This is a genomic window from Sphingobacterium bovistauri, assembly GCF_020295405.1.
GTDB lineage: Bacteria > Bacteroidota > Bacteroidia > Sphingobacteriales > Sphingobacteriaceae > Sphingobacterium > Sphingobacterium bovistauri.
The window spans coordinates 48,509-72,698 of sequence record NZ_JADEYP010000003.1; the positions used below are offsets into that span (position 1 = coordinate 48,509).

At 37.3% G+C, this 24,190-nt stretch carries 16 protein-coding genes; 13 read left to right on the forward strand and 3 right to left on the reverse strand.

Annotated features, from left to right (window positions below):
• Nucleotides 1-25: 25 nt before the first annotated feature.
• Nucleotides 26-934 (forward strand): hypothetical protein, encoded by a 909-nt coding sequence (locus IPZ78_RS02405; protein ID WP_225551335.1) that lies wholly within the window; start codon nt 26-28, stop codon nt 932-934.
• Between the two features lie 31 nt (nt 935-965).
• On the opposite strand, the gene IPZ78_RS02410 is transcribed toward IPZ78_RS02405, so the two are convergent.
• Complete coding sequence (locus IPZ78_RS02410; RefSeq protein ID WP_225551336.1) at nt 966-2,159, reverse strand: MFS transporter; 1,194 nt, start codon at nt 2,157-2,159, stop codon at nt 966-968.
• 492 nt (nt 2,160-2,651) lie between these two features.
• Between IPZ78_RS02410 and IPZ78_RS02415 the strand changes: the two genes are divergently transcribed.
• Genes IPZ78_RS02415 through IPZ78_RS02430 form a run of 4 tightly spaced genes read left to right on the forward strand, consistent with a single transcriptional unit; the run spans nt 2,652 to nt 10,950 of the window.
• Nucleotides 2,652-5,819 carry a SusC/RagA family TonB-linked outer membrane protein gene (locus IPZ78_RS02415; protein ID WP_225551337.1) on the forward strand — a complete coding sequence of 1,056 codons (3,168 nt, stop codon included), beginning with the start codon at nt 2,652-2,654 and terminating at the stop codon, nt 5,817-5,819.
• Nucleotides 5,820-5,840: 21 nt separating this feature from the next.
• Nucleotides 5,841-7,652 carry a RagB/SusD family nutrient uptake outer membrane protein gene (locus IPZ78_RS02420; protein WP_225551338.1) on the forward strand — a complete coding sequence of 604 codons (1,812 nt, stop codon included), beginning with the start codon at nt 5,841-5,843 and terminating at the stop codon, nt 7,650-7,652.
• A gap of 10 nt (nt 7,653-7,662) precedes the next feature.
• A complete protein-coding gene (locus tag IPZ78_RS02425; RefSeq protein ID WP_225551339.1) occupies nt 7,663-9,207 on the forward strand; it encodes a DUF4957 domain-containing protein in 1,545 nt (514 codons plus the stop codon).
• A 12-nt stretch (nt 9,208-9,219) separates the two neighbouring features.
• Nucleotides 9,220-10,950 (forward strand): fibronectin type III domain-containing protein, encoded by a 1,731-nt coding sequence (locus tag IPZ78_RS02430; RefSeq protein ID WP_225551340.1) that lies wholly within the window; start codon nt 9,220-9,222, stop codon nt 10,948-10,950.
• On the opposite strand, the gene IPZ78_RS02435 is transcribed toward IPZ78_RS02430, so the two are convergent.
• Both IPZ78_RS02435 and IPZ78_RS02440 read right to left on the reverse strand, forming a co-directional pair.
• Complete coding sequence (locus IPZ78_RS02435) at nt 10,930-11,868, reverse strand: alpha/beta hydrolase (protein WP_225551341.1); 939 nt, start codon at nt 11,866-11,868, stop codon at nt 10,930-10,932. The genes IPZ78_RS02430 and IPZ78_RS02435 overlap by 21 nt on opposite strands.
• Nucleotides 11,869-11,871: 3 nt before the next feature.
• Nucleotides 11,872-12,885, reverse strand: a complete 1,014-nt coding sequence (locus tag IPZ78_RS02440) for a pectinesterase family protein (RefSeq protein ID WP_225551342.1) — start codon at nt 12,883-12,885, stop codon at nt 11,872-11,874.
• A 150-nt stretch (nt 12,886-13,035) separates the two neighbouring features.
• Between IPZ78_RS02440 and IPZ78_RS02445 the strand changes: the two genes are divergently transcribed.
• From IPZ78_RS02445 to IPZ78_RS02480, 8 genes are all read left to right on the forward strand, one after another.
• Nucleotides 13,036-13,773 carry a rhamnogalacturonan acetylesterase gene (locus tag IPZ78_RS02445; protein WP_225551343.1) on the forward strand — a complete coding sequence of 246 codons (738 nt, stop codon included), beginning with the start codon at nt 13,036-13,038 and terminating at the stop codon, nt 13,771-13,773.
• A gap of 93 nt (nt 13,774-13,866) precedes the next feature.
• Nucleotides 13,867-15,540: a glycoside hydrolase family 28 protein gene (locus IPZ78_RS02450; RefSeq protein ID WP_225551344.1), complete on the forward strand. Its 1,674-nt coding sequence runs from the start codon at nt 13,867-13,869 to the stop codon at nt 15,538-15,540.
• Nucleotides 15,541-15,546: 6 nt separating this feature from the next.
• Complete coding sequence (locus IPZ78_RS02455; RefSeq protein WP_225551345.1) at nt 15,547-17,451, forward strand: glycoside hydrolase family 88 protein; 1,905 nt, start codon at nt 15,547-15,549, stop codon at nt 17,449-17,451.
• Entirely contained in the window at nt 17,448-18,488 is a 1,041-nt protein-coding gene (gene pelA, locus IPZ78_RS02460) for a pectate lyase (protein ID WP_225551346.1), read from the forward strand. The genes IPZ78_RS02455 and pelA overlap by 4 nt, the downstream gene beginning before the upstream one ends.
• A 13-nt stretch (nt 18,489-18,501) precedes the next feature.
• On the forward strand, nt 18,502-19,908 hold the full coding sequence (locus IPZ78_RS02465; protein WP_225551347.1) for a tagaturonate reductase: 1,407 nt from the start codon (nt 18,502-18,504) through the stop codon (nt 19,906-19,908).
• Nucleotides 19,909-21,558 (forward strand): UxaA family hydrolase, encoded by a 1,650-nt coding sequence (locus IPZ78_RS02470; RefSeq protein ID WP_225551348.1) that lies wholly within the window; start codon nt 19,909-19,911, stop codon nt 21,556-21,558.
• Nucleotides 21,559-21,571: 13 nt separating this feature from the next.
• Nucleotides 21,572-22,972 carry a glucuronate isomerase gene (gene uxaC, locus IPZ78_RS02475; protein WP_225551349.1) on the forward strand — a complete coding sequence of 467 codons (1,401 nt, stop codon included), beginning with the start codon at nt 21,572-21,574 and terminating at the stop codon, nt 22,970-22,972.
• 142 nt (nt 22,973-23,114) lie between these two features.
• Complete coding sequence (locus tag IPZ78_RS02480; protein WP_225551350.1) at nt 23,115-24,119, forward strand: LacI family DNA-binding transcriptional regulator; 1,005 nt, start codon at nt 23,115-23,117, stop codon at nt 24,117-24,119.
• Nucleotides 24,120-24,190 lie beyond the last annotated feature (71 nt).

Here is a 24,190-nt window from a genome sequence, read left to right on the forward strand (position 1 = left end):
GATTTATCCAATAAATTTATAAATTATGAAATTTAAAGATATAATTTTTAGTGCGCTTCTTACCATACTAATGGTTGGTTGTGATAAAAGTGAACCCTTTGACGGAGAAGTGGAAGTGTTTGAGCGTCCTAAATTTAACACATCAATAGCTTCTGGGAAAAAGATGCAAGAGATGTATGAAAAATACAATGTGCTTTTTATATCAGAATATAAACTAGAAGATATTCGATATGATTGGAATGAAATATTGGAATTTAATACTTCTGAAACATCTTATTATACTATAAGTCCAGCAAATGAAAGTTATGTTGTCGCAACTATTGATTCTGTAGAATCATGGGTTTTATCAGCTTTTCCTCTTGAATTTGCTAAAAAATATTCACCATTGAATATTGTGCTAGCTGATACTATGTCTAGAAAGTATGCGACAACTTTTAATACTGTAACGCAAAAGTACAATGTTGTACATCAGCTTTATGAAGGCTTTATAACCAAGAATAATACAATATTGTCTAGCGTATCACCTCGTTTTGATGAAGTTAAGTCTAAAAGAATTCTCCGAGAAGCTTGGATGTCTTTATTCATTGAACGAATGTTTAATCAACTTCCTGCTGTATCTGATTTTGCGCCAATAAGTCAAGAAGCCTATGCAAGGTCTTCATTTCCTAATGCAGACGATGTAATGGCGAAGTATGCACTAGTAAAGCGGTCGAGACTGAAGCAAACAGGTAGTAGTGCTACCTCAACTTGGGGTAAAGTAACGTTAGCTCAGGATTTCGGAGATTTTGTTGCTTTTATAGTATATACCCCTGACGCCGAAAAGCAAGTAGCATATTCTAAAAATGCTAATATATTTAAGAAGGTGAATATAGTTAAAGCTTATTTTAAGGAAAATTTTAATATAGAATTGCCTTATAGACCCATCGCCAACTAATTGGGTAGATATAATTCAGTGTAGTTTTGTGCTACACTGAATTATCTTTAGTCTCTCTAAATATCTTCAATTTACTCGTCATAATAAACATAAGTAACCCAAAGAAAGCGAAGACCCCGTATGAATAGCGCAAACTAGATATTTCAGCAATATAACCAATCAATGGTGGACCTAACAAGAAACCCAAGTAACTTACGCTTGAAACCATGGCTAGGGCTACTCCAGAAGGGATATTCTTATTTTGTCCCGCCAAGCTATAGACCGTAGGAATATTACAAGCTACACCTATCCCAACCAGCATAAAGGCTAGTGTACATAGCCAAAATTGAGGAAAGAGTACAGATAGCATCATCCCCAAAAACATCAAAATACCACTAATTTGTAAGGTTCTTTTACGACCGATTCGACTGATTATATAATCTCCGACAAAACGACCTATAGCCATCATAACCATAAAAGAAGCGTAGCCTACTATAATTAGATTCTCTGGCGCACCTACAATATCTTTAAAATATACGCCACTCCAATCAAACATAGCGCCCTCAGTCGCCATGCTAAAGAAACCAATAATACCTAATTGCACTAAAGTGCTTTCTGGTTTGGTGAACATCGATCTCTTTTCTTGATTGTCTGATTTTCCAGGTATTAAATATTTGTAATTGATTAGTGTATTCAATAAGATCAACACAAAAATTATAATGAAATGTGTTAATGTATCAATGCCTATATTCATTGTGAGTAGACCTATCAAAGCACCAGTAAACCCAGCTATACTCCATGCACCATGAAATGATGACATAATGGACTTTTCATATATTTTTTCAACGGCAACTCCTTGTGTATTTACAGCAATATTGCACATATTGCCTACAATACCGAAAGAAAACAATACAGCGCCTAATTGATATGCATTGTTTGCAAAACCAATAGAACACAGTATTAATGCATATATAATGGCTACTATACGCATAACTTTCGCACTTCCATACGTCGTTACAAGTTTTCCAGAAAATGGCATGGTAAGAAGTTGTGCTACAGGCATCATAAGTAGTAGCGTACCTAGTTGGGCTTCACTGAGTTCCAACTTATCTTTTATAGTTGGGATACGACTCGCCCATGAGGAAAAGGCCAATCCTTGACAAAAGAAGAATAGTGAAACAGCTATACGTATGCGTTGGCGACTGGGGGAATTAGGCTCATGCATAGAGCTATCTATTTTATTCATCTAAAAAATTTTGGTCTGCAAAGGTACGTATTCATACCCGTTATTTATATTCCAGAATTATCCAAACCTGATACTAAATTTTCTAGTGTATCTTATAAAGTGAATAAAATTAGAATGTGGACAATTATTTTATTAATTCAATTTGACATTTTTATATGAGTGCATAGTTTATGCCGTAATATGTCATCTCAACTAGATCGTTCAGTTTTTGTTGAAAAAGGCCATTTAAATGGTTAAAATCAATGTTTTTTTGTTTTACAGCTTGCAATCGTTGTCGGCATCGTTTGCGCAATTTTTGCCGTAAACGTTGCTAAAACAGGGGGCTATTACGTTATACTTGTATATAATATTATCATTTACCTATGAAATATTATGCCAACCTCAGTATGAGGTGATAACCATTTAAAACAAGTTATAAACTATTTTTTGACAAGGCTATGTAATGAGTAAAATCAGATAGTATTTGTCTTTAACCAATTAAAACTATTCACTATGAGGGTAATGTTTACTGTGCTCATGCTGATTTTGACATGGCAATTCTCATTTGCTCAACAAAGATCAGTTAATGGTGTTGTATCGGATGGCAATAACCAGCCTTTATCTGGTGTGACTGTAAGTGTAAAAGGGAGTAATCGGCAAGCAATGACCGATGCACAGGGCAAATTCAAAATTCAAGTTAATTCCACTAAAGAGATTATTGTAGCAACACTAATGGGGTATACTACCCATGAAATCGTAGTTGGTAGTCAAAATAATCTAGCTCTTACGTTGGCCAATACGGAGGAGAGTCTTGAGGAGGTAGTGGTTATAGGTTATGGAACTGTAAAGCGTAAAGATTTGACGGGAGCAGTTTCTTCGGTAGATGCTAAAACTATTGCAGCAGCGCCAGTAGCTTCAGCATTGGAGGCTATTCAAGGGCGTGTTGCCGGTTTGAATATTGCGAGCACTGAAGGATCTCCAGACGCTGAATTGACGGTTCGAGTACGTGGCGGAGGCTCAATTACACAGGACAATTCACCCTTGTATATTGTTGATGGATTTCCGGTAAATTCCATTTCTGAGATTGCACCTCAAGATATTGAGACAATAGATATTTTGAAAGATGCCTCTTCCACAGCTATTTATGGTTCTCGTGGCGCCAACGGTGTAATTTTGGTGACCACTAAAAGTGGCAAGGCTGGTCGAACAAGTATCAGTCTAAACGCATTTACAGGTGTTCGAAATTTAGCTAATAAGCTGGACGTATTGGATCCCTTGGATTATGTAACTTGGCAATACGAACAAGCATTATTAGCCAATAAATTAAATAACTACACAGACTATTTTGGCAATTTTCAAGATATCGACTTGTATGCTAATGTACAAGCAAATGACTGGCAGGACATCATATTTGGTCGTACAGGAAATACCTATAACCAAAATATTAGCTTCAATGGTGGTAGTGAAAAAACAAAGTTTAGCGTAAGTCACTCTTTTGTGAAGGACAAAGCGATTATGCAGATGTCCGACTATCAACGTCAAAATGCCAATTTCAAATTAAACCACAAATTATATGAAAATTTGACGTTGGATCTTGGAGTTCGTTATTCGGATATGCGTGTCAATGGGGGAGGTATGAATGAGCAAAATGAAAAATCATCTGCTGATTCACGTCTTAAATATGCCATGTTATATCCTCCATTCCCTGTTGAAGGACTAACGACCTCCACAGAGACAGATGATGACTTTAATTTATATAGCCCAATTATCGCTATTTCGGATAATGACCAATATTTTCAACGTAAAACATACAATCTGAATGCTGGTTTGACCTATGAAATCGTAGATAATTTGCGTTTGCGTAGTGAATTTGGGTACGATAGCTACCGCAATGATCAAGATCGTTTTTATGGGGGAACGACTTATTATGTACGTAATGTTCCTGCTAGAGAAAACCAAAATCTTCCAGCATTGGGAATTACCAATTCTAATCGTAACGGGTGGCGAAATACCAATACATTAAATTATGATTTCAAAAAGCACATTTCTGATGATCATTCTTTAAATATGTTGCTTGGTCAAGAATATTTAATTATTCAAAATCAAGTTTTGAATAATATGATGCATGGTTTTCCATCTGAGTTTTCATTCGATGAGGCACGCAAGTTGACTACACAAGGCAAGCCATTTTCTGTCGACAACAACTTTGCTCCTGATGATAAATTATTGTCATTTTTTGGTCGAGCAAACTATGGCTACAAAGAAAAATATTTGTTGAGTGCTACGTTTAGAGCGGACGGTTCCTCTAAGCTGTCAACAAATAATCGCTGGGGGTATTTTCCTTCAGTATCAGGGGCTTGGCGTATCTCGGGGGAAGAGTTTTTACAAGATGCGGCATGGTTGAGTGATTTGAAAATCAGAGCGAGTTATGGCGCTGCGGGAAATAATCGTATTCCTTCGGGCCTATTGGTTCAGACCTTTAATAATTCAGTCACTTCTTGGGTTAATGGGTACAGTAATTATTGGGCAGCATCTAAAACAATGGCTAACCCAGATTTAAAATGGGAAACTACCATTACGCGCAATATAGGTTTGGATTTTTCATTGCTTAAAAATAGGCTGAGTGGTACTGTCGATGCCTATTTAAATAAAACTAAAGATTTATTAATAGCATATCCAGTTGCAGGGACGGGGTATGATATTCAATTTCGTAATATAGGTAATACGCAAAATAAGGGACTAGAGTTCTCATTAAATTATACTGCGGTGCGCAAGACGAATTTTGATCTGACGCTTAATGCTAATATCGCATTCAATAGAAATGAAGTATTGGATTTGGGATCATTAGAAAATATTCCGGGAACTTCTGGTTGGGCTTCGACAGCAATCAATATGGATTACCTTGTTCAAGTAGGGTCGGCTGTAGGCAGGATGTATGGCTACCAAAGTGATGGTCGTTATGAAGTGTCAGATTTTGAAGGTTTTATAGGTAATCAGTGGAAGCTTAAAGAAGGTGTTGCTACAGCTTCGGATGTGGTTGGTACCATACGCCCAGGATCTATGAAATTGAAGGATTTGAATGGAGATAAAAGAGTTTCAGTTGACGACCGTACATTTATAGGTAATGCAAATCCTTTAAATACTGGTGGATTCTCTATTGCTTCACGTATTTACAATTTTGATTTAGCCGCATATTTCAATTGGTCTTACGGTAATGATGTGTATAATGCCAACAAGATTGAGTATACAAGTACAAGTCAATACTTCTCTCGAAATATGTTGAAGGAGATGGAGTCCGGAAAACGTTGGACGAATTTGAGAGCTGATGGTACAATCAGTAATGATCCCGCTGAACTAGAGCAAATGAATGCCAATACAACCATGTGGTCTCCATACATTGGTCGATTTGTATTTAGTGATTATGCAATTGAGGATGGTTCTTTTTTACGTATGAGTACGTTAACATTGGGCTATACTTTGCCAAAACATATTTCAACACGTTTGCGTATGCAGAATTTGAGGATATATGCATCTGGATATAATTTATGGTTGCTCACTAACTATTCTGGGTTTGATCCAGAAGTGTCTACACGTCGTCAGACACCAATGACTCCTGGGGTAGATTATTCGGCCTATCCAAAGAGCAGATCTTTCCTAGTTGGCCTTAACGTAAATTTTTAGTGAGATTTAAATTGACTGATTATGAAAAAAATTATAACACTTAGTTTAATACTAACAGCAACTTTTACAACTTGGAGTTGTAATGATATATTAGAAGCTCCGACAAAATCGTCACTTGATGAGTCTGTTATTTTTTCAACGCCCAGCCTTGCTGAAGGGGTGATTCCAGGAATTTTACAGTCTTTTGGTGAGACAAACTCGTATAGAGGAAGGTATCTGGTGTTTTATGGGACCAATACCGATGTAGAAGTTTACAGCTCGCTCAAGACAATTAATGACGATAGATCACTATTGACAAATTATAATACTAATGTCCAAAATGCTCAAATGAATACCGACAATAATGCTTGGGCAAAGTTTTATGAAGGCATTGAGCGTGCGAATATGGCTATACGGGGACTTCGCAATTATGGCAATGTGGCGAATAATACGGCTATGGCTCAGGTTCTTGGTGAAGTTTTAGTCTTACGTGCGGTATTGTATAATGATTTGATCAAAGGCTGGGGGGATGTTCCAGCGCGTTTTGAACCGATTAACACCGAAACAACTTACTTACCAAGATCTGATCGAGATGTGATATATAAACAACTGCTAGCAGACCTCGAAGAAGCAGCGAATTTATTGCCTTGGCCTAATGAAAGTAATGTGACACGTTCAGTAGAGCGTGTGAGCAAAGCTTTTGCGAAAGGCCTAAGAGCACGATTAGCGTTGGCTGCTGGAGGGTATGCACAGCGATTGGATGGAGCGGTAAGGTTAAGTACAGATCCTGAATTATCTAAAGATAAGATGTATGCTATAGCTAAGAAAGAATGTTTGGAAATCATCCAAAGTAACACAGTTCGACTGTTAGGATTTGAGGAGTTATTCAAACGTTTCAATAGTGAAAATACTATGGCTGGTGGAGAATCTATTTGGGAGATTCCATTCAGTGAGGGGCGTGGACGTGTGATCTTTGATCTAGGAGTGCGTCATATCAAAACAAATAAATACACAGGGCAAAATAGAGGAGGGACTACTGTCGCGAACCCATTAATTTGGTACGAATTCGACCGTGAAGATGTGCGCAGAGAGGTTTCTGTAGTTCCTTATGAGTGGGATCGAGCATCAGCTGATGCTGCCGATGCTGGTGGTTTTCAGGTACCGACAACGCTTGGTAGAATGTATTTTGGTAAATATCGTTACGAATGGATGAGTAGACGTGTTACTTCTACTAATGATGATGGACTTAATTGGATGTATATGCGTTATGCTGATGTCGTGTTGATGGCTGCTGAAGCTATCAATGAATTGGACGGTCCGCAAGCAGCAGCACCATATTTGAAAATGATAGCAGATCGGGCTTTCCCTTCTAATTCAACGAAAGTAAATGCATTAATGACAACAGCTACAGCTTCAAAAACAGACTTTTTTAATGCCATTGTAGATCAACGTGCTTTAGAATTCACTGGAGAAATGTTGCGTAAAGGTGATTTAATCCGTTGGAATTTGTTGGGTACAAAATTAGTTGAAGCTAAAACAAAGCTACAACAGCTAGAAAATAGAACAGGTAAGTATGCAAATCTACCAACTAAAATTTACTACAAAACATCAGCTGATGGTGAGAGGGTCGAGATCTATGGGCTGAACTTTGGAAACACAGACGCTGAAGGTGCAACGTTAGGTTATACAGCTAATAAAAATTGGACGATGTCTTCTACTGGTGATCAGAGTACCTATTGGGATGCATTGGTTTATCCAGGCAAGGATCCTAACAAACAACAATACTGGCCAATTTGGCAATTCTTTATTGAAGGGTCGAATGGTCAATTAAATAACAGTCATTTAAACCTATAAACTGAATATTATGAAAACAATTAAATTATTCGGTCTAATGGCAATTACAATGTCTCTTACTTTCTCGGCATGTGATAGTAAGTTGACAGAAGAAATTACGGCGCTTAATCTAGATAGAGCACTTTCTCCCACAGATGTCATTGCTCAGGTGGTGGAGCGTACTAATGTACGTTTGAATTGGAAGAAAGTAAATAAAGCGGTATCATATTCTATCGAGTTTTATGATAATCCAACAGGAACCGGAACAGCTACAAAACGTATTGATAATATTCAGTATGATCAGCTACCATACACTGTTGAAGGGCTAGATGGTGAAACAGAATATCTCGTAAAAGTTCAAGCAATTGGTGAAAATACTGCGGATTCCAAATGGTCTTCAGTTCTATTTACGACAGGAACAGAACAAATTTTGCGAGCAGTTAATCCAGAGGAGACGACATCTTCATCTGCTATTTTACGTTGGCCAGCGGGATTAAATGCGACTTCAGTGGAAGTGTCTCCAGGTAATAAAACTATTCCTGTGAATGCAACTCACATTACTAATGGTGCGATTACTATTGAGGGCCTAGGTAGCGATATTAGCTACACTGCAAAGCTAATGAATGGAGCAAAAATACGTGGAACAATCACATTTACTACAATGCTAGGTGATAATGTAACTAAGGTTGGTCCTACGGATGATTTTGTAGCAACTTTGGCGAGCCTTCAAGATGGTGATATCGTGGCACTAGAACCCGGAGAATACAATGTTAATGCTGACGTCACTATTGACAAATCGATTACAATACAAGGATATAGACCTGCTGATAAGCCTGTTTTAAAAGGTTTAATAATCAAATTAAAGGCAGGTGCTGGACTAAATATTAAAGATGTAGTGATGGATGGTACTGGAAATTCATCAGGAAATCAATCTGTTTTCTATGATGATGACATGAGTTATGGTGAATTAACTATCGAAAACTCAGAGTTTAGGAACTATGTAAAGGGGTTGTTGTATGTCAATAAAAAAGCACGAATTTCAAAAGTAACTTATTCCAATAATCTAATCTATAATATAGAATGTAACGGAGGAGATTTTATAGATTTTAGAAGTGGATTGGCAGATGAATTTAATTTCCGTAATAATACGGTATATAATTCAGCGTTAGCTAGGGATTTCTTTAGAATGGATGCTGGTGGGTCAACAAATTTCCCTGGTGTTCAATCAAAAATTTATATTGAAAATAATACATTCCACAAAATATTAGCAGGAACCTCTAATCGTTTATTGTATGTACGTTTGGCTTCACATCAGATTTACTTCAATAAGAATATTGTCTCAGAAGCAAATGGTGTACATAGTAACCAAGCCTCCACTACAATTACGCAGATGAATCAAAATAATTATCATTTGTCACCAAACTTTACAGCAGGCACTGCATCAAATGTTAGAAATGATACAGGCAACTTTACGCTGCTAAATCCACAATTTACGAATGCCTCTTCTGGTAATTTTACCGTTGGTAATTTGGATTTAAAACTGAATGAGATCGGTGCTGCTCGTTGGAGAAATTAATATCTATAACCTATGAATAATAGTGTTCGGTTGTATGTGTTTAGAAATATATGGTGGTTTATATATGTACTGTTGTTAGGCTTTTCTTCCTGTTCAGAGGATAGCGAAGAAAAGCCAAAACAGGAGGAAGTATTATTGGCCCCTCAAAATATTAGTATACAACCGGACATTTCTACTGCAAAGGTGACATGGAATCCTGTACAGGGAGCTGTCAGCTACCACGTGGAAGTTTCTACTTCCAACACTTTTACCACAATAGTAGCGACATCTAGTACTGTAAATGATGTAACTTATACGTTTCAAGCTCTTACAGCTCAAACTACTTATTATGTGCGTGTGCGGGGAATCCAGGATAAGCCTACGCTTATACAATCACCCTGGGCTATCCAAAATTTCATTACAAAGAGCCTACCGGCTGAAGAAGCTTTAGCGTTTCCAGGAGCTATGGGATTTGGAAAATTTGTGACAGGAGGTAGGGGCGGAAAATTAATTAAAGTAACTAATCTAAATGATTCTGGATTGGGGAGCTTACGTGATGCAATCAATCAAACAGGTAAACGTATCATCGTCTTCGACGTATCTGGAAATATTAAATTGCAAAGTCGATTAACTATTCGCAACGGTGATGTGACCATTGCCGGACAGACAGCGCCTGGAGGTGGGGTTTGTTTGCAAGATTATGAGGTGTATGTGGATGCTGATAATGTAATTGTGCGCTTTATGCGATTTCGTCTAGGGGATGTGACTAAGCAGCAAACAGATGCTATATGGGGACGTTATCGCCAAAATATTGTTATTGATCACTGTTCGATGAGTTGGTCAATTGATGAATGTGCTTCGTTCTATGCAAATAAAAATTTCACCATGCAATATTGTATTCTTTCTGAAAGTCTGAATAAGTCCGTTCATGAAAAGGATGATCATGGGTACGGGGGTATCTGGGGTGGGCATCGCGCCTCCTTTTACTATAATTTATTGGCGCATCATAATAGTCGAAATCCGAGATTTGATGGTGGTAATCGGCCAGGAACTGGTGGATTGAGTCCCGTTGGAAAGGATCTAGTAGATTTTAGGTACAATGTATTGTACAATTGGAAAGGAAATTCGATTTACGGTGGCGAAAATGGCGAGTACAATATCGTGAATAATTATTTCAAACCAGGTCCAGTCACGCCGACCAATAGGCAAGCTCGTATTTTGGAGGTGTCGAAAGAAAATAATACAAATTATGCGCCTGGCTATGGGAGATTTCATGTCACAGGTAATTTTGTGTATGGTAATTCAATCATTTCTAAAGATAATTGGGCTGGAGGTGTGGTATTCAGTTCAGGTACGAATCAATCTCTAGTACAGGCTTCACAAGCTTTTGAAAATCTGATAACAGGAAGCGAAACTACTGCTGAGCAAGCTTTTTTGACTGTTTTAGAAAAATCTGGAGCTTCTTATAAGCGTGATGTAGTCGATACACGTATTACAAATGAGGTGAAAACTGGAACACATACTTTTGTCGGATCAAAAACTGGTTTTTTAGGAATTATAGATTCTCAACAAGATGTGGGTGGCTGGCCGACTTTAACAACACAATCAGTGCTTCAGGATACAGATAGTGACGGAATGCCTGATAACTGGGAAAAATCTAAGGGCCTTGATCATACAAAACCGAATGCAAATGGTCGTGATTTAAGTTCGGTGTATGATAATATTGAAGTGTATTTTAATAGTTTAGTTTCTACTTTGTACTAATTCTGAAATAAAAGAATCTATTTTATTGACAGTAGGTGTGAACCAAGGGTGGAAATACCAAAATGTGTGCGGTGAATTTTCGAAATTTAGTTCGTCACAAGGAATATTCCATTTACGATATTGGTCTGTAACATCATTTTTGCCCGCACTGAATCTCTTGTAGCTACTGGTAATAAAAAGTATAGGAGCAGATTGAGCTGTGATATTGTACAAAGGTGAAGCGACTTTCCAGTTGTTAGCTGCGGTAATACGATCGCCATCTAACCATTGTGCAGCCATGGTTCCTTCTTGTGCATCTGGATGTGTAAAAGACAACAGTCCATCGATGTCAATTACGCCTGCTATTTTAGTGTTTAGTAGTTTGTTATTAGTTATGGATTTATTCAAAGTGCCAACAAGCGCTGCTAATTGTCCACCTGAAGAAGTACCAAGGCAAAATACCTTATTAGCATCAATTTGGTATTGAAACGAGTTGTTTTTTATCCATATTATGGCATCTTGTATATCCTCGACAGCAGCTGGATATGGGGCTTCTAACGATAATCTATATTCTACAGTAAAACAGGTAAATCCTTTTTCTGCTAAGGCTAGACTAAGTTGATGCATATGTGTTTTGTCGCCAGAACGCCAGCCGCCGCCATGAATTAATATTATAGCAATGTTATTCTTATCGGCTTTGGGTTCAAATATATCGACATATAATTTACGTTGTTGTAGTTTTTTGTAAGCAATATTTTCATAGATCTTCACATTATCTGTTGCGACTTCCGCCACTTGGATGTCAGGAAATTTTTTTCTTTCCTTTTCGTACGTACCTTTTACTGTAAAAGATGAGTCTCTCGGGATAATCTGGCCGTTCGCAATGGTCGGAAAATACACGAAGCCCCATAAGCTGATCAACAAGAGGTATTGATGCATACTTTATTTTTTAGCTAATGGGTCCCAACCTTTAAGGACATTTTGGATATTATATTTTTTTGCTTCTTCATCAGTCAGCTGGTGAGACCATTCTACACGTTGTGATAGATCTTTAGCGCCTTCTCCTGTATTTTGGTATTCGGCATAGTAGGTGGTTTTGTATTTATCTGGGAAGTTTTTGTCGCCAGCCCAAGGATCCCAAGCTTTAGCTGTGATATGGCTGCCTAAGCTACATTGTAAGAATATTGTCTTGGCATAAGGGCGCCATGGTCTTCCTAAATACACTTTGTTCACATCGTTCCCTTGAGCGATCAAATTACAGTTGTAAAAAATCAAACCAAAGGCATCATGTTGTGTGGTAGAGGCTGCGGTGATATACGAATTGGATAAACTCTCAATAATGCAATTTTGAAAATAGGCCGTTGAGGCACCAAAAATATAGTCTGTAGTACCCTTAATATGTGTGTTATTTACAAATACCCTAGCCCCTGCTTTGGATAAATAGAATGAATCTTGATTCCCAAAAATATTACAATTCAAGACTTTGATACGATCTCCAACGGTATGCAAGGCAACAGCTTGTCCTACACGTCCTGCTGTATTTTCTATAGTTAAATTCTCTACGGCACAGTCATCACCCTCAATGCGGAGTGTATAAGATGTATATGTAGAATGATTTTCTTTGCCATTGATATCTTTTGTAGGCATCTTCTTTCCAGAATAATCATCATATCGGATAATCGTATTTTCTTTGTCAAATCCCCTAAGAATAATATTTCTCTTATTAATTGGAATGATTAATTTTTCAAAATAGGTGCCAGGATGTATTTGAACCACTACAGGGTATTCTGCAAAATCACGTACGTGGTCAATAGCATCTTGTATTGTTGTAAAATCCTCTGTGCCATCAGTACTGACACCTATCTCAAATTTATTGTCAATAGTTTGTCCTTGTGAGCGTAGGGTGAATGGTAGAAGAAATATACCTAATAGGCAATAAATATGCTGAATTTTCATGGATGATTTATTTTATTGGTCATAACAAGAATACTAAATATCCTTTATCACATCAACCGCAATTTATGCAATCGTTCTCGATAACGTTTTCGTATTTATTCTATTGAATACTAGCTTATTGATGGTAAATTGGAGTTGGAAATAACCATTATGAGAAACAGTTTTTACGTAGCTACTGCTTTTTTATTAGCATTCGTGTTGTTGAGTTTTAATCAATTTCAGAAGATAAATGTATGGATGATAGGCGATTCGACAATGGCGATCAAGTCTTTGAATAAGTACCCTGAGACAGGATGGGGTGTTGCATTTGCGACTATGTTTACTGAAAAGGTCGAAGTGCATAATCATGCAAGGAATGGACGTAGCACTAAATCTTTCAAAAATGAAGGCTTATGGAAAGCGGTTTATGATAATATTAAACAGGGTGATTATGTCTTTATACAATTTGGACATAATGATGAAAAAGTAGATAAAGAAGGTGTTGGGTCTAATCCTGTACAATTTGAGGCTAATCTTAGAGAATATGTCGAGCTGGTAAAAGCAAAGAAGGCTAAACCTATTTTATTGACTCCTATTGCTCGACGAAAATTTGAGAACGGTGTCTTGATAGAGACGCATGGTGACTACGGTAATATTGCGTGTCAATTGGCTAAGAAAATGAAGGTACCATGTATTGATATGCGTAGTATTACTAATAGTTTGCTTTCAGAAATGGGAGAAGAAAAGTCAAAATCTTTATTTCTTCATTTAGATAAAGGGCATAAAAATTATCCGAATGGAGTGAGCGATAATACACACCTTAACGAATATGGTGCTTCGACACTTTCTAAATTAGTCGTAAAGGAATTGGAAAGACAGAAAATACCACTTAAAAGGTATTTGAAATAGCAATATACTGACAACGATTGCATAGAATCTACTTTTATTTAAGGTTGGAACACTGTAAAATTGTTGAAATCGATAACCAATTAGATTTAAAATATGATGACGTTAATGAGATTTATGGGTAAGCCTAATACTTTTTTAGGGGTGTTTTTAGGAGTAATCTTTGGATATACTGCTATAGCTCAAACAAAGGAACCTCCTCGTCCTATTATCAAAACCACATCTTTTCGTGCAGATACAGTTAATGTAAAAGATTTTGGTGCTGTAGGTGATGGTCAATTTTTAAATTCAGAAGCAATAAATAAAGCTATTATTACAATAAACCAACGTGGAGGTGGAGTCGTGCTGGTTCCGGCAGGATTGTGGTTGACTGGACCTATTGAGATGAAAAGCAATGTTAACCTACATGTTTCTAGGGAAGCAATCTTGTTGTTTTCTAACAAATTTGATGATTACAAAATCGTAGAATCCAATTGGGAGGGCCAGCCGGCTTGGCGCAATCAAAACCCAATTTCAGGTAAAAATCTCGAAAATATTGCGATTACTGGAAAAGGAATTATCGATGGAAATGGAGGTGTTTGGCGTATGGTCAAACGCAATAAGATGACAGATTCACAATGGAAAAATTTAGTAGCGTCTGGAGGTGTTGTCGATGAGAAAACTAAAATTTGGTATCCCTCTGAGGGATCGTTGCGTGGAGCATTAGAAAATCGTGCTGGTATTAAGAAACCGGGGTTAACGAAAGAAGATTTTTTGGATGTAAAGGATTATTTAAGACCCAATCTTTTGGTTTTTACACAGTGTAAAAGAATATTAATTGAGGGTGTTACGATACAAAATTCAGCTGCTTGGAACTTACACCCATTGATGTGCGAGGATTTGATTCTGCGAGATATATTGGTGCGAAATCCGTGGTATGCTCAAAATGGCGATGGTGTAGATATTGAATCATGTAAAAATGTGTTAGTTGAGGATTGTACATTCGATGTTGGGGATGATGGTATATGTATAAAATCGGGGAGAGATAAGGCTGGTCGTGACCGTGCTATGCCTACGGAGAATGTAATTATCCGTCGTTCTGTAGTGTATCATGCACATGGTGGTTTTGTGATAGGGAGTGAGATGAGTGGGGGTGCGCGTAATATTTGGGTTGAAGATTGTTCATTTATTGGTACAGACATAGGTTTGCGCTTCAAAACTAAAAGAGGTCGTGGTGGTGTCGTTGAAAATATTTTTATCAATAACATCAATATGGTAGGTATACCTGGTGAAGGTATTTTATTCGATATGTATTATGAAGCAGTGGATCCAATCATTCTTTTGGGGGATAAAAAAGAAGAAATTAAGGTGGTAAAGTTACCTGTGACAGAAGAAACGCCCCAATTTAAGAACTTCACAATTAAAAATGTCCATATCAATGGAGCTGACCAAGGTATTTTCTTGAGAGGCTTACCTGAAATGCATGTGAAAAACGTGTCATTTGAAAATATAAATATAGAGGCTGATAAGGGAGTTGAGATAATTTCTTCTACTAATATTTCACTAAAAAATATTAGGGTTAATGCTAAAAATACTAATCCTTTAGTTGTTGTCGAAAACAGTGAAAAGATAGCGTTTGATGGATTACAACCAATGGGCCCAGTAGATTTATTGATGCGTGTGTCGGGCAGCGAGACGAAGGATATTCGTGCTATTAGGACAGATTTAAAAGGAGTTAAAAAGAAAAGTGAATTTGTGTACGGAGCTACGGCAAAGGCACTAAATATGTAGGAAGATATGAGAGGAATATTAGTTACTGTATTGTTTTTTGCGTGGACTGTACAATCTTTTGGGCAAAAACCTGAATACGAGCGTATGGCTAATACGGCGATGGATAAAGTCGTTGTAGAGTCTAAGTTTGCAACAAATAAGGGATTAAAGTGGACATATGATCTGGGTGTACCATTAGAGGGTTTGTTGGAGGTTTGGCGTACAACTGCCAATGGGGATTATTTCAACTTTGTCAAGACGTGGATGGATAAATATGTAGATAAAGAAGGGAATATTCTGAACTACTCTGCGGAGGAATATAATATCGATCATGTTAAAAACGGCAAAGTTCTAATAGCTCTATTTAAAGCTACTGGAGATAAAAGATATTTAAATGCTTGTCATCATTTGTTTGCACAAATGAAAACACATCCTCGAACTAATGAGGGCGGTTTTTGGCACAAGAAAGTTTATCCGTATCAAATGTGGTTAGATGGTTTGTATATGGCACAACCATTCTTGACCGAATATGCTACTTTGCTTGATAAGAAGGAATTGTATGATGATATCGTCAATCAATTCGTGTGGATGGAGAAGAATGCAAGGGATCCTAAAACTGGACTTTTATACCATGGCTGGGACGAATCGCGTGAGCAACGTTGGGCTAACCCGCAGACGGGTCATTCTCCTCATTTCTGGGGCAGAGGAATGGGCTGGTTTGTATTTGCGCTAGTTGATGTATTGGAGTATTTCCCTGAAGATCATGTAGGTCACCAAAAGATAGTTGGGATTTTGCAACGCACAATGGATGCTATTGCTAAATATCAAGATCCAAAAACTGGTGTTTGGTATGATGTGGTGGATCTAGGTCATCGAGAAAAAAATTACCATGAAGCTTCTGCTTCAAGTATGTATACATATGCCATGATTAAAGGTGTACGCAGAGGTTATTTGGGAAAAAAATTCATTCCAAATATTGAAAAGGCTCGTGCTGGATTACATAAAGAATTTGTAGAAGATGTTTCTGCAACACATATCAATTTGAAAAAAAATGTAGCTGTTTCAGGTTTAGGCGGTGCTAAGAAATATCGTGATGGTAGCTTTGAGTACTACATGAGTGAGCCCGTGATATCAAATGATCCTAAGGGTGTTGGTCCCTTTATGTTGGTAGAAATTGAATATGAAAAATTAAAAAAGGCGCAAGCCATAGGCAAATCTCCTTTGGTCACATTGGATAATTATTACAACAATGAGTACAAAGAGTTTGTTCCAGGTCTCAAGAAATCATATCACTATTTGTGGGATGGTCAGGATTTCAATGGTTTCCATATTCTAGGTTCTATATTTGATGGATATGGGGCAAAGCTTTCGACATTACGAGATGCGCCTACAACTAAGAATCTAAATGATACCGACATCTATATTATTGTTGATCCAGATAATGCAAAGGATGCCGAAGCCCCAAATTATATGAATCCGAAAGAAGCACAAGCAGTTGCTAATTGGGTTAAAAAGGGTGGGGTTTTAGTTTTGTTACTCAATGACAAAGGGAATTGTGATTTGGATAAAATCAATTTGTTGAGTTCTAAATTCGGTATCACCTTTAATGATGATAGTAGAAATCGTGTACAAGGAAGGAATTTTGAGCAGGGGGCACTTTTACTTCAACCTAACGAAATTTTCAAGAAAACATCAAAACTGTATTTGAAGGAAATTTCTACTATTAATGTTGCTAAACCAGCAACTGCTTTAGTACAAGATGCAGGGGATGTAATTATGGCAACAGCTAAATATGGCAAAGGAACTGTGTTTGCTTTAGGCGATCCGTGGCTGTACAATGAGTATGTCGATGGGCGGAAATTGCCAAATGATTTTCAAAACTTTTCTGCAGCCAATGAGTTAGTAGAATGGTTAATAAAACAAGTTAAATGATGAAAACAAGGGTATTGATTAGTTTGATAGGGCTGCTAACAGTATGTAGTTGCAAAGCTCAGAAACAAGATTCTAAGCAGACGGATCGATGGGATCGTATATTGGTTTACCAGCTTCCAAATGGAGGGTGGCCAAAGCACTATACAGATGGTAATGCTACAGACTATTCAAAATCACTGACAAAAGATATTCTAAATAAGATTGTCAAGGAGGACAAAGCTGCGACAATCGATAATCGCGCGACAACGAAAGAGATAGAGGAGCTAGTAGAAGCTTATCAAAAAACCGGTAAAACACCATACAAAGAGGCTGTAATTCGTGGAGTAGCCTACTTGCTAGCGGCACAATATGCTAATGGTGGTTTTCCGCAGTATTATCCAGACACCAAAGGGTATCGTAGTCAAATTACCTTTAATGATAATGCGATGATTAATGCCCTTACTGTATTACGAAATGTAAGTAATACCGAAGACGGGTATAATTTCATATCAGAAGAGATGCGTCAAAAAGCTAATCTTGCAGTACAAAAAGGTGTCTCTTGTATACTAAAGACACAGGTCCTTGTGAATGGTGAATATACGATATGGGCTGCGCAGTACGATGAGCACTTTAAACCTGCTCAAGCACGTAAGTTTGAGCCTGTGGCTCTGGCAACTGGCGAATCTGTTGGAGTTGTACGTTTTCTCATGAAAGAGAAACCCACTCAAGAAATCATTACAGCAATAGAAGGTGCTGTAAAATGGTTTGAAAAAAATCAAATTGCAGGTTATTCTTTCGAAATTAAGCAGAATGCTAATGGTAAAGTTGAGCGTAATTTGGTCGTAAATCCTGATGGGGTGGTTTGGAGTAGATTCTATGAAATTGGCACTAACAGACCAATTTTCGGAGATCGTGATGACGCTGTTCATTATGACTTCAATGAAATCTCTGAAGAACGAAAGAATGGATATTCGTGGTACGGTAACTGGGCTTCGAATTTGCTACAAAGTAATTATCCTAAATGGTTAAAATCAATTAATTCAAATACTAATAAATAACTCGAATAAATACATGAAAATATTGTCTACCGAAATACTTCAAGACATATCTGCCGAAAAAGTACAAATTCCAACTACTGAATCTTTTGCATATCCTGAAAAGGTTATTCAATTTGGTACTGGAGTATTATTGCGTGGTTTACCTGATTATTATATCGATAAAGCGAATAAGAAGCAACTATTTAAAGGGCGTGTAGTTGTTGTTAAATCTACAACTACAGGTTCTGTGGAAGATTTTTTAAGCCAAGAAGGACTGTATACGGTTTGTGTGAAAGGAATTGAGGATGGTAAAGAAAGAGAAGAGTACATCATCAACAATTCTATTACTAGGGTGCTAGAGGCTGCTTCTCAGTGGGCAGAAATTTTAAAGATAGCTGAAAGCTCAGACTTAGAAGTAATTATTAGCAACACAACAGAAGTTGGTATTGTTTCGAGTGATGACAAAGTAACCGATTTACCTCCATCATCTTTTCCAGGAAAATTACTTAATCTTCTATACCACCGCTATCAGACGTTCAATGGCGATACATCAAAAGGATTAGTGATTCTTCCTACAGAATTAATCAGTGATAATGCGACCGTATTAAAAGATATAGTGTTAACATTAGCTGAAAAAAATAACTTGGAAGGGAGTTTCATACATTGGTTGTCTGAAGCAAATGACTTTTGTAATACATTAGTTGATCGTATAGTTCCCGGAAAGTTGCCTGAGGAGGTTCAGATGGAAACGAATAAGCAACTTGGTTACAGCGATAATCTAATGATTATGGCAGAGCCTTTCAGGTTGTGGGCTATAGAATCCTCATCAGATCGCGTGAGGGATAAGTTGTCATTTGCTCAAGCTGATGATAGCGTTTTAATTGTTCCTTCGATTGTTAAATATAAAGAGATCAAACTTCGTTTGTTGAATGCAACGCATACATTCACTTGTGCTGCAGCTATATTGGCAGGATTCAAAACAGTGAAAGAAGCAATGCAAAATGAAATTTTCAGATCATATGTGCAGCAGCTGATGAGACAAGAAATAGGTCCTTCTATTGTCGGATTGGAGATTACGGAGGAAGAAGCTAGACAGTTTTCTGATAAAGTTGTTGATCGTTTTAGTAATCCTTTTTTGGATCACCAATGGACAGCAATTGCAATGAATTATAGTTCAAAAGTAGCGATGCGATGCGTGCCTTTGTTAGGGAAATGGTATGCTAAATTTCAAAGTCCTCCAAAATTAATGGCTTTTGGAATAGCTGCTTTCCTAAAAATGCATGTCCAGCAGGAAGGAGTGTCTACAGATGACATTATTAAAGATCAAAAAATATGGGGCGCTGATCTGACAGCTTATCCCCAATTTGTGAATACAATTAACGATAATTTAGAGAAGATTGCTTCGCAAGGTATTGTTAAAACATTATCGGCTATTAAGTAAATGAAAGCAAAGGTATTACGAATTCATCCCCAAGACAATGTGCTTGTTGCGTTGAAAGATTTGAGTAAAGATGAGCGTATTGTATATGACGGAATAGAATATATAGTAACGGAAGAGATTCCTGCTAAACATAAATTCTTTATGCAAGATATGCAATCACAGGACGAAGTGTATATGTATGGTGTATTGGTCGGAAAAGTACAATTTCCAGTTCTCAAAGGATCTAGAATGAACACTGAAAATACTAAGCATGCTGTAGAACCTTATGAATTTAGACCTTTTAATCAAGAAGAATGGAAGGCTCCTGATGTGTCAAAATTCAAAGGAAGAACTTTCAAAGGTTTTGTAAGAGATGATGGAAGAGTAGGGACTGCAAATTATTGGTTATTTATCCCAACAGTTTTCTGTGAAAATAGAAACTTAGATATTATCAAAGAAGCATTATATGATGTGCTTGGCTATTCGGTTTCGGACAAATATAAAAGTTTTGCTAATGATCTACTATCAGCATATCGAGAAGGTCAAGATCTTAATTCATTAAGTTTGGATCAATTAAGTACGCCAGTATATACCCAAAAGCGTGTTTTTGAGAATGTTGATGGGATTAAATTTTTGAATCATCAAGGTGGATGTGGTGGTATTCGTCAGGATGCAGCCGTTTTAGGAAAGCTTTTAGCTGCGTATGCCGACCATCCAAATGTAGCTGGAGTTACAATTTTAAGTCTTGGGTGCCAAAATTTGCAACTACAAGAACTTGTGGATGAAATCAAACAAAGAAATCCAAATTTTAATAAACCATTATACACTTTCGAGCAGCAAAAGTCACTAAGTGAGGAGAGCTTGGTTAAAGAGGCTATTAAAAGGACTTTTGAAGGATTGCAACAAATTAATCAATTTAAAAGACAGGAAGTGCCTATTAGTAAGTTGACACTGGGTGTGAAATGTGGAGGAAGTGATGGATTCAGTGGTATCTCTGCTAATCCAGCTGTTGGTTATGCTTCTGATTTATTGGTGGCACTAGGCGGTAAAGTATTATTAGCTGAGTTTCCTGAGTTATGTGGGGCTGAGCAAAATCTTATTGATCGCACAATTGAGCCCGAAGCTTCTCGCAAATTTATTAAACTTATGAGGGCATATAGTGAATCTGCAGAACGCGTTGGTTCAGGGTTTCACATGAATCCTTCTCCAGGGAATATCCGTGATGGATTGATTACAGATGCGATAAAAAGCAATGGTGCCGCTAAAAAGGGAGGAACCTCGCCTGTGGTTGATGTATTAGACTATACAGAAGAAGCAACGAAAGAAGGCTTAAATTTGGTGTGTACACCAGGAAATGATGTAGAAGCTACCACAGGAAAAGCAGCTTCTGGTGCTACATTAATATTGTTTACTACAGGTCTAGGTACGCCAACAGGCAACCCAATTTGTCCTGTTATTAAGGTCGCTACGAATAATGATTTAGCCAATAGGATGGCAGATATTATTGATATCAACACAGGGTCTGTGATTGAAGGCGAGAAGACCATTGAAGAGATGGGCGAAGAGATTTTAGAATATTGTATTCAAGCAGCGAGTGGCGAAGTTACTCCAAAGGCTGTATTATTGAATCAAGATGATTTTATTCCTTGGAAAAGAGGCGTTAGCCTTTAAATTATAAACGATTATGAAAAATTTTTTGGACGAAAATTTCCTATTACAAAGTAAGTCTGCACAGGAGTTGTATCACAACTACTCCAAATCAATGCCGATTATTGATTACCATAACCATCTAATTCCAGAGCAAATTGCAAATAATACACAGTTTGAAAACATCACACAGGTTTGGTTGAATGGTGATCATTATAAGTGGCGAGCTATGCGCGCTCACGGGGTGAATGAAAAATACATAACGGGAGATGCAACGGACAAGGAGAAGTTCCTTAAATGGGCTGAAACAGTCCCTTATACAATGCGAAATCCATTATATCACTGGACTCATCTCGAATTGCAGCGCTATTTTGGTATCCATGACTTATTAAGCCCTGAGACAGCTGAAGCAATTTGGGAAAAGACAATGGAAAAATTGCAATCTTCAGATTATTCAGTTCGTGGGTTGCTTAAGATGATGAATGTACAAGTAGTATGTACTACGGACGATCCTGTAGATAGTCTTGAGTACCATCAGAAGTTTGCTAGTGAAAATACCTCGTTGCGTATGCTGCCTGCTTTTCGACCTGATAAGGCTATGAATTCAGATGATATTAAAGCGCTAAATTCATATATCAATCAGTTAGAAGCTGTAGTAAGTAGATCTATCGGTTCATTACAAGATTATTTAAGTGCTTTAAAGGAAAGACACGATTTTTTTGCAGCAAATGGTTGTTCAGTGTCTGATCACGGTTTAGAACAGGTATATGCGGAGGATTATACAGATGAAGAAATTGCAGCTATTTTTGCTAAGATTAGATCTAATCAATCGCTGTCGACGCTTGAAAATCTGAAATTCAAATCAGCAATGTTGATTTATTTTGCGGAATGGGATCACGAAAAGGGCTGGGTTCAACAGTATCATTTAGGAGCATTGCGCAATAATAATTCACGTATGCTGCGTGAGCTTGGTCCAGATACGGGCTGGGATTCTATAGGAGATTTCAGTCAAGCACGTGCTTTATCTAAGTTTTTAAATCGATTAGACAATCAAGATAAATTAACTAAAACCATTATTTATAACCTCAATCCAGCGGATAATGAATTGATGGCGACAATGATTGGAAATTTCAACGATGGATCAGTGGCTGGGAAAATCCAATTTGGATCGGCTTGGTGGTTCTTGGATCAAAAAGATGGGATGACCAAACAAATCAATGCGTTGTCAAATATGGGCTTGCTGAGCCGTATGGTAGGTATGTTGACGGATTCACGTTCATTTCTATCTTTCCCTCGTCATGAGTATTTCAGACGTTTGTTGTGTGATATTTTTGGGCAAGATATCGAAAATGGAGAACTTCCTAATGACATCGAGTGGGTAGGAAAATTAGTTCAAGATATCAGTTATAACAACGCTAAAGAGTATTTCAAATTTTAATGTATTTAGGTCTCATACACCTAAAAATAAATAAGTTAGTCGTTAATAATGTGTAAACTTAAAGTGGGTATGGGCATGGATTTGTCCGTACTTACTTTACTTTTTGAAAAAATTTAGGTATACTTACCTAAATTACCTATTTATGTCTTTTGAAAAATATACGCTTAAAGATATTGCTAAAGCACTCAATTTATCTACATCTACTGTTTCCCGAGCTTTAAGAGACAGTTATGAAATTAGTGAAGAGACCAAAAAGAAAGTATTAGCATACGCACAGGAGATTAATTTTCAGGTTAACCCAATTGCGCGTAGTCTTAAAGAACGTAGAAGCAATACTATAGGTGTTATCGTTAGTGAGATCTCAAACAATTTTTTTTCTCAAATAATTGAAGGAATTGAGTCCATCGCGTATGAACGCAATTATCAAGTCGTAATAACCCAGTCGCATGAGATAGTGAAACGCGAAAGAACGTTAGTAGAACATTTATTCTCTCGTTCTGTGGATGGTTTACTAATGACATTGTCTTCTGAAGATCATGAAGCTCAATACTTAGAGCAACTTGTTAATCGTGGTTTTCCAATTGTGTTTTTCGATCGAGTGCCCGAAACATTTAGTGCGCATAAAGTTATTGCTGATAATGCGAAGGGGGGATTAGAAGCTGTAGAGTATTTGGTACGTAAAGGCTGTCGAAAAATTGCTCATATTACAGGTAATCATAATCTTTCAACGAATAGAGAACGATTAGAAGGTTTTAAAAAGGGGTTGAAATCTAATGGGTTTCCATTTGAAGAGAGAGCCGTAAAGTATTGCCAAAGTGGAGGTTCCAATCAGTTGGAGATGGAGACTGCTATTTTAGAATTGAAAGACTACGAATATGATGGGATATTTATATCAGGGGATAGATTGACAACTGGATACTTGCAAGCATTGAATAGGCTAAGCCCACACAGTATTCGTGAGCATAAAATAGTTGGATTCACGAATTCCAAAGTGGTAGATATTTTTAACCCGGCAATTACGGCGATCAAACAACCAGCAATAGAGATGGGTCAGCGTGCTGCACGACTTTTGATTGCGCAAATTGAAGCGAAGTATCCTATAGAAGATTATGAAACGATTATACTTCCAATTGAAATGGTAGATTAATTGTTGGCATTAAAATTGCATAATTCTTAACGTTTTTAAAGAACTTAAATAATGGGAATTGGCACACGTTT

What these genes read in the sequence shown, in the direction of transcription:
- IPZ78_RS02455 (WP_225551345.1), top strand. Translation starts at nt 15,547, where the DNA reads ATGAGAGGAATATTAGTTACTGTATTGTTTTTTGCGTGGACTGTACAA.
- IPZ78_RS02465 (WP_225551347.1), top strand. Translation starts at nt 18,502, where the DNA reads ATGAAAATATTGTCTACCGAAATACTTCAAGACATATCTGCCGAAAAA.
- IPZ78_RS02410 (WP_225551336.1), bottom strand. Translation starts at nt 2,159, where the DNA reads ATGAATAAAATAGATAGCTCTATGCATGAGCCTAATTCCCCCAGTCGC.
- IPZ78_RS02435 (WP_225551341.1), bottom strand. Translation starts at nt 11,868, where the DNA reads ATGCATCAATACCTCTTGTTGATCAGCTTATGGGGCTTCGTGTATTTT.
- uxaC (WP_225551349.1), top strand. Translation starts at nt 21,572, where the DNA reads ATGAAAAATTTTTTGGACGAAAATTTCCTATTACAAAGTAAGTCTGCA.
- IPZ78_RS02430 (WP_225551340.1), top strand. Translation starts at nt 9,220, where the DNA reads ATGAATAATAGTGTTCGGTTGTATGTGTTTAGAAATATATGGTGGTTT.
- IPZ78_RS02450 (WP_225551344.1), top strand. Translation starts at nt 13,867, where the DNA reads ATGATGACGTTAATGAGATTTATGGGTAAGCCTAATACTTTTTTAGGG.
- IPZ78_RS02425 (WP_225551339.1), top strand. Translation starts at nt 7,663, where the DNA reads ATGAAAACAATTAAATTATTCGGTCTAATGGCAATTACAATGTCTCTT.
- IPZ78_RS02440 (WP_225551342.1), bottom strand. Translation starts at nt 12,885, where the DNA reads ATGAAAATTCAGCATATTTATTGCCTATTAGGTATATTTCTTCTACCA.
- IPZ78_RS02480 (WP_225551350.1), top strand. Translation starts at nt 23,115, where the DNA reads ATGTCTTTTGAAAAATATACGCTTAAAGATATTGCTAAAGCACTCAAT.
- IPZ78_RS02405 (WP_225551335.1), top strand. Translation starts at nt 26, where the DNA reads ATGAAATTTAAAGATATAATTTTTAGTGCGCTTCTTACCATACTAATG.
- IPZ78_RS02470 (WP_225551348.1), top strand. Translation starts at nt 19,909, where the DNA reads ATGAAAGCAAAGGTATTACGAATTCATCCCCAAGACAATGTGCTTGTT.
- pelA (WP_225551346.1), top strand. Translation starts at nt 17,448, where the DNA reads ATGATGAAAACAAGGGTATTGATTAGTTTGATAGGGCTGCTAACAGTA.
- IPZ78_RS02445 (WP_225551343.1), top strand. Translation starts at nt 13,036, where the DNA reads ATGAGAAACAGTTTTTACGTAGCTACTGCTTTTTTATTAGCATTCGTG.
- IPZ78_RS02420 (WP_225551338.1), top strand. Translation starts at nt 5,841, where the DNA reads ATGAAAAAAATTATAACACTTAGTTTAATACTAACAGCAACTTTTACA.
- IPZ78_RS02415 (WP_225551337.1), top strand. Translation starts at nt 2,652, where the DNA reads ATGAGGGTAATGTTTACTGTGCTCATGCTGATTTTGACATGGCAATTC.